The organism is Stenotrophomonas sp. HMWF003, from assembly GCF_003061285.1.
In the GTDB taxonomy this organism is placed as follows: domain Bacteria; phylum Pseudomonadota; class Gammaproteobacteria; order Xanthomonadales; family Xanthomonadaceae; genus Stenotrophomonas; species Stenotrophomonas maltophilia_AP.
On record NZ_QAIW01000125.1, the window covers coordinates 1,205 to 7,809 of the forward strand.

General features: G+C 66.9%; 5 protein-coding genes. 3 read left to right on the forward strand and 2 right to left on the reverse strand.

Annotation, left to right across the window (positions count from 1 at the left end):
- Positions 1–743 (forward strand): HAMP domain-containing sensor histidine kinase (locus DBR34_RS04865; RefSeq protein ID WP_258223666.1); only part of this gene is annotated, 743 nt, incomplete at its 5' end.
- 237 nt (positions 744–980) lie between these two features.
- Here the strand turns inward: DBR34_RS04865 and DBR34_RS04870 are convergent.
- Both DBR34_RS04870 and queD read right to left on the reverse strand, forming a co-directional pair.
- Entirely contained in the window at positions 981–1,337 is a 357-nt protein-coding gene (locus DBR34_RS04870) for a phasin family protein (protein ID WP_128095931.1), read from the reverse strand.
- A 197-nt stretch (positions 1,338–1,534) separates the two neighbouring features.
- Complete coding sequence (gene queD / locus DBR34_RS04875) at positions 1,535–1,888, reverse strand: 6-carboxytetrahydropterin synthase QueD (RefSeq protein ID WP_128095932.1); 354 nt, start codon at positions 1,886–1,888, stop codon at positions 1,535–1,537.
- Between the two features lie 187 nt (positions 1,889–2,075).
- Between queD and DBR34_RS04880 the strand changes: the two genes are divergently transcribed.
- Positions 2,076–4,721, forward strand: coding sequence for a TonB-dependent receptor (locus DBR34_RS04880; RefSeq protein ID WP_128095933.1), 2,646 nt, complete (start codon positions 2,076–2,078; stop codon positions 4,719–4,721).
- A 124-nt stretch (positions 4,722–4,845) separates the two neighbouring features.
- Positions 4,846–6,605: M14 family zinc carboxypeptidase (locus DBR34_RS04885; RefSeq protein ID WP_258223668.1), on the forward strand; the 1,760-nt coding region annotated here is incomplete at its 3' end.

The window sequence follows — 6,605 nt, forward strand, 5'->3', positions numbered from 1 at the left end:
ACATGGGCCAGCGCCTGGGCGAACAATGGCAGCAGCTGCGCGAACAGGACCTGCAGCGGCGCGAACTGGTGGCCAACATCTCCCATGACCTGCGCACGCCGCTGTCGTCGCTGCATGGCTACCTGGAAACGCTGGCATTGAAGGACGCCACGCTGGGCGCCGACGAACGCCAGCGCTACCTCGGCATCGCGCTGGCGCAGAGCCGCAAGGTCGGCGCGCTGGCACAGGCGCTGTTCGAACTGGCCCGGCTGGAGCACGGCGGCGTCAGCCTGGACCTGCAGGCGTTCTCGCTGCCCGACCTGGTCCAGGACGTGTTCCAGAAGTTCGAGCTGGCCGCGCAGGCACGCCGGCAGACGCTCACCGCCGACATTCCGCCCGGGCTGCCCGCGGTCGTGGCCGACCTGGGGCTGATCGAGCGGGTGCTGACCAACCTGCTCGACAACGCGATCCGGCATACGCCCGAGGGCGGTCGCATCGAGGTAGTGCTGCGCGCGCAGGACGGCGAGGTGCAGGTGGCCATCGCCGATACCGGCCCGGGCATCGCGCCCGAGCGCCGCGCGTCGTTGTTCAGCACGCCGCCGGCACTGGGCAGTGCACGCCCGGACAGCGGCGGGTTGGGCTTGTTGATCGTGCACCGCATCCTGCAGCTGCACCACCGGCAGATCCGCCTGATGGACAGCCGCGAGGGCGCGCTGTTCGTGTTCACGCTGCCCATCGCGGCCGGCAAGGCGGCCCACGCGTAGAGCGGGGCTCTGCCCCGCTGCCCTGCGTTGCGGTGGTGTGCTTGCCGGGCAGAGCCCGGTATTACGGGGCGGGGTCGATTCGTCCATCCGTTGCCGGGCAGAGCCCGGCATTACGGGCCATTTTGGCGACGGGACAGCAGGACGCTGCGCAAAAAAAAGACCCGACAGAGGGAGGGTTCTGTCGGGTCTGGGATTGCGTGGGGGGAGGGACCCACGCAAATTCGATGCGGGTGTGGCTCAGCGCCTGGCAGCGCCCGCCTTGGTAGTGGCGTCCGCGAACGGACCCCGGACCAGCTCGCTGAAGGCTTCCGAAGCCTTCAGCCCCAGCCCGACCACTTCCTGGTGGGCATGGGTCCAACGGGCGAGGTTGTCACGGGCCAGCTGCGCGCCCTTGGGCAGCAGCGTGCCCGGTTCCTGTGACTGCGCGATTTCACCGAAGAACCCGCTGGTGGCGGTGATGTTCTTCTCCAGCGTCTTCAACTGCACGCCGAACATGCTTTCGGCATTTTCCAGCGCGAGCCGATTGGCACGCGTGGCCGTGGCGGCCAGCTGGCGGGTGTAGTCGCTGAAGGAATCGGTGAACGCGGACGCCATGGGAACGGCTCGAGAACGTTGATGCAATGCAGCATACGCCGAAAATATTGCATTGCAACATGTTGTTGCCAGTTGTGGTCCGGTTTCAGCTAAATCTTTTGCCAATCAATGAGTTGCGTTGGTTGGGGGCTGCGATGACTGGCCGGCAGCCGACCAACGGTCGGCTCTACCGCGCTGTGCACCCGCGCGCCGCCGGGTCAGCCGCGGTAGCGACAGCCGGAGGTGCAGGTTTCGTGGACGGTCACTTCGCTCAGCTGCGGCAGGGCCGGCTTGAGTTCGTCCCAGATCCAGATCGCCAGGCGCTCGCTGGTCGGATTCTCCAGGCCCGGGATGTCGTTGAGGTAGTGGTGGTCCAAGCGATCGTAGATCGGCTGGAAGGCGGCTTTGACGTCGCCGAAGTCCATGATCCAGCCGGTCTGCTCGCCCGGTTCGCCTTCCACTTTCAGTTCCACCCGGAACGAGTGCCCGTGCAGGCGCGCGCACTTGTGGCCCGGCGGCACGTTGGGCAGGCGGTGGGCCGCTTCGAGGGTAAAGACTTTGAAGATTTCCATGCCGCCATTGTAGCGGTCGGCCCTGGCCGGCGTGGGACGGGGCATGGATGCAGATGCAACAAAATCTATCCATCCGGATGAAGAGATGTTAGTTTCTCTTATATCCGTATGAAGAGATGTTATTGGCCGGTTCATCGCCAGGCATGGATTACTGCGGAACTTGTCGTCCACCACCCCACTGAAGTTCATGCCCAAGCACACCCTTCTTGTAGCAGCGTTGTCTGCTGCTCTGGCCACGCCTTTGCCTGCGTTTGCCGATACCGCCACCGATGCCACCGCCGCCGGCGACAGCAAGACCCTTGCCGCCGTGCGCGTCACCGGCTCCAACATCAAGCGCACCGACACCGAGTCGGCCAATCCGGTGCAGGTGATCGACCGCCAGCAGCTGGAGGAGACCGGCAAGGCCACCGTCGCCGACCTGCTGCGCTCGATCTCGGCCAACACCGGCAACGCCAACAACGAGACCACCAACAACGGCTGGGCGTCCGGTTCGGCCGGCATCGGCCTGCGCGGCCTGTCGCAGAAGAACACGCTGGTGCTGCTCAACGGGCGCCGCCTGGCCAACTACGGCTTCCCGGCTGGCGGCCTGTCGGACACCTTCGTCAACCTCAACGCGCTGCCGCTGGTGGCCGTGGAACGCATCGAAGTGCTCAAGGACGGCGCCTCGGCGGTGTACGGCTCGGACGCGGTGGCCGGCGTGGTCAACATCATCACCCGGCAGAATTTCCAGGGCGCCGAACTCGGTGGCAGCCTCGGCACCGCCGACCAGGGCGGGTTGGACGAGCAGAACCTGAAGTTCATCGGCGGCATCGGTGACCTCGACGCCGACGGCTACAACATCCTGGTCAGCCTGGAAGGCTACAACCGCGAACGCCTGGACCAGGACCAGCGCGACCTCACCAAGTCCGGCATCTACACCGACAAGCCCGGCGGCCGCTGGAACGGCTGGTCGGCCAAGGGCGCGCGCTACCTCATCAACGGCACCTCGGTGCCGATGCTCGACGCCAACGGCAATTGCCCCGAGGGCTCCACGCTGGTGGCGAGCGCGCCGATCGATGGCCTGGCCGGCAACACCTGCGGCTTCAACCAGGCCCCGTACACCACGCTGATTCCGTCCACCAAGCGCTATCAGGCCTACGTCAACGGCACCTTCCGGGTGAACGACAGCGTCGAGGCGTTCGGTGAAGTGCTCTACAGCGACATCAAGGGCGTGTCCTGGTTCGGCAGCAGTCCGTTCTTCACTTTGGAAAGCGGCCGTTTCGCGCTCAACGCCGATACCGGCCTGGCCGAACCGGTGTCGTCCAACCTGCCGGCGAGCAGCCCGTACAACCCGTACGGCCGCGCCGTGCCGATCGAGTACACCTTCTTCAACCTTGGCCCGACCATCAAGACCAACCGGTCGCAGGCCTACCGCGGCCTGGTCGGGCTGCGCGGCAGCCTGCAGAACTGGGACTGGGAAGTGGGCGCGTTCGGCGCACGCAGCAGCGAGCGCGAAACGGTGTCCGGCGGCTTCGCCAACCGTTACGCACTGGCCACCGCACTGGCCAACGGCAGCTACAACCTGCTCAACCCGGCGGCGACAGCGCCGGAGGTGCTCAACGCGATCAACATCAGCACGCTGCGCCCGGCCGAGTCGGTGCTGCAGGGCGTGGATGCGAAGATCTCCGGCGCGCTGGGCCACACCTGGGCCGGTGAGATCGGCTTCGCCGCGGGTGCCGAATGGCGCCGCGAGAAGCTCGATTCCAACAACCCGTGGCAGATCGATGCCGGCCTGCAGATCCGCCCGGCCATCGCCGAAGTGCACGGCGAGCGCAAGGTCACGGCGGCCTATGCCGAAGTCAACGTGCCGCTGGCCGAGCGCCTGGAGCTGCAGGCGGCCGCGCGCGCCGACCACTACAGCGACTTCGGCGATGCATTCTCGCCCAAGCTGAGCCTGCGCTGGCAGCCGTGGGACATCCTGCTGGTGCGTGCGGCCGCCTCCAAGGGCTTCCGCGCACCGTCGCTGTCGGAGAATTCCAACAGCACCAGCATCGCCTACGGCAGCGTGATCGACCCACGTGATCCGGACGTGCCGGGCTCGCGGCAGAACCCGACCTTCTTCACCGTGGGCAACAACGACCTCAAGCCCGAGCGCACCAAGAGCTTCAATGCCGGCATCGTGCTTTCGCCGTGGTCCAACACCAGCCTGAGCGTGGACTACTACCGCATCGAGCTGGAGAACCTGGTGGGCACCAACAACACCCAGACCCTGGTCACCGACAACGTGCCCGGCGCGGTGCTGCGCGATGAGCGCGGCAAGCTGCTGGCGGTATACAACCGCTACCAGAACCTGAGCGAGCTGAAGACCTCCGGCATCGACGTGGAACTGCGCCAGCGCTTCCCGACCGAACGCGCCGGCGACTTCGCGCTCAGCAGCGCCTTCACCCACGTGCGCAACTACAGCCGCCCGACCGTGGTCGGTGGCCCGCTGGTCGACTACGCCGGCAGCAACCTCGGCGCGACCCTGCCCAAGAACAAGGCCACCACCACCTTCGACTGGAGCTACGGCGATTTCCGCACCGCGCTGACCTGGTACTACACCAGCGGCTACGACCAGAAGGCCAGCGCCGCGGCCACCGCCGTACAGGACCGCGTGGATGCGTACAGCCAGTTCGATCTGTACCTGGCCTACACCGGCGTGGAAAAGCTGACCCTGTACGCCAAGATCCAGAACCTGGCCGACGAGGAACCGCCGTACGACGCGTCCTTCCCGGGCATCCGCGCACCGTACGACTTCAGCCAGTACGACCTGCGCGGGCGCTACTTCACGGTGGGCTTCGACTACCGCTTCTGAACCTGCGGGCCGGTCGCCTTCGCGCCGGCCCGGCACCTGGCTGCACCGGAGCGTGCGCATCCATCGGGGCCGGCGGAGATGCCGGCCCGCTTCATGGGGAACTGCTGTGTCTTTGCATCGTGTCGTGTCACGTCCCATCACCTGGCTGGTGGGCGCGTTGTGGTTGCTGGCCGCGCCAGCGTTCGCGCAGAGCGCGTACTTCTTCCCGCAGGGCGGCGAGTTCGATCCGTCCATTCCCACCCCGCAGCAGTTCCTCGGTTACGAGATCGGCAGCCGCTACACGCGGCACGACCAGCTGGTGGCCTACTTCAACGAACTGGCCAAGCACTCGGACAAGATCAAGGTCGAGCAGATCGGCAGCAGCTACGAGGGCCGCCCGCTGGTGATCGCCACGGTGACCTCGGCGCAGAACCAGCAGCAGCTGGAAATGCTGCGCCGCCAGCACGTCACCCTGGCCGATCCGGCGCAGCCGCTGAGTGCGGCCGGCAACAGCCCGGTGGTGGTGTGGCTGGGCTACAGCGTGCACGGCAATGAAACCTCCAGCGGCGAAGCCGCCTTGCTCACCGCCTACTACCTGGTGGCCAGCCGCAGCGCCGACACCGCGCAGTGGCTGCAGCAGGCGGTGGTGCTGTTCGACCCGGCGCAGAACCCGGACGGGCGCGACCGCGCGGCCAGCTGGCACAACGCCTATGCCTCCTCGCCGGCCTCGGCCGACCCGGCCGACAAGGAACATGTGGAACCGTTCCCGCAGGGCCGCACCAACCATTACTTCACCGACCTCAACCGCGACTGGCTGGCCCTGACCCAGCAGGACACGCGGCCGAAGATCGCCTACTTCCACCGCTGGTATCCCAACGTCCAGATCGACTTCCACGAGATGGGCAAGGACAGCACCTACTACTTCGAGCCGTCGCCGGCGAGCATGCACAGCCCGCTGTTGCCGGCCTCGTCCTACGCGTTCAACAAGACCCTGGCCAAGTACCACGCCCAGGCACTGGACGCCTTGGGGTCGCTGTACTACACCGGCGAAAACTTCGACAACTTCTCGCCGGTGTACGGCTCCACCTACCCGGACTTCCACGGCGCAGTCGGCGTCACCGTCGAACAGGCCAGTTCGCGTGGTCGCGTGCAGGAATCGGTGAACGGACCGTTGACCTTCCCCTTCACCATCCGCAACCAGGTGGCCACCGGGCTGGGCACCATCCGCGGCGCGGTAACCGAGCGCGATGGCCTGCTCAAGCTGCAGAAGGACTTCTTCCAATCGGCGCTGAAGCAGGCCGGCCAGCAGCCGGTGAAGGCATTCGTGTTCGGCGACGCGCACGATCCCGGGCTGACCGCCAAACTGCTGGACCTGCTGCTGCAGCACCAGATCACCGTGGAAGCATTGAGCACCGCCGTGACCGTGGATGGCCAGCGCTTCGAGCCCGGCAGCGCCTACGTGGTGCCCACCGCGCAGCCGCAGTTCCGGCTGGTCCATTCGATCTTTGCCGACACGCCGCCGATCAAGGGTGACGTGTTCTACGGCAGCACCTCCTATGCGATCGCACCGGCCTACGGCGTGGCGTTTGCCGGCAGCCGCAGCCGCATCGGCGGTGGCGCGCGCGTGACCGCAGTCGCCCCGGCCCAGGGCGGCGTGGTGGGCGGGCAGGCCGGCTACGCCTATGTGCTGGACTGGCGCGACTACAACGCCAGCCGCGCGTTGTATGCACTGCAGGCACGTGGCCTGCTGACCCGCGCCGCGTTCCAGCCGTTCACCGCTGCCACCGCCGACGGCGAGCAGACGTTCGCGCGCGGCAGCGTGGTGATTCCGGTGGCGGGGCAACCGCTGGCCGGTGCGGCGCTGCTCGCGGCCGTGGATGAAGCGGCGCGCAGCAGCGGCGTGCG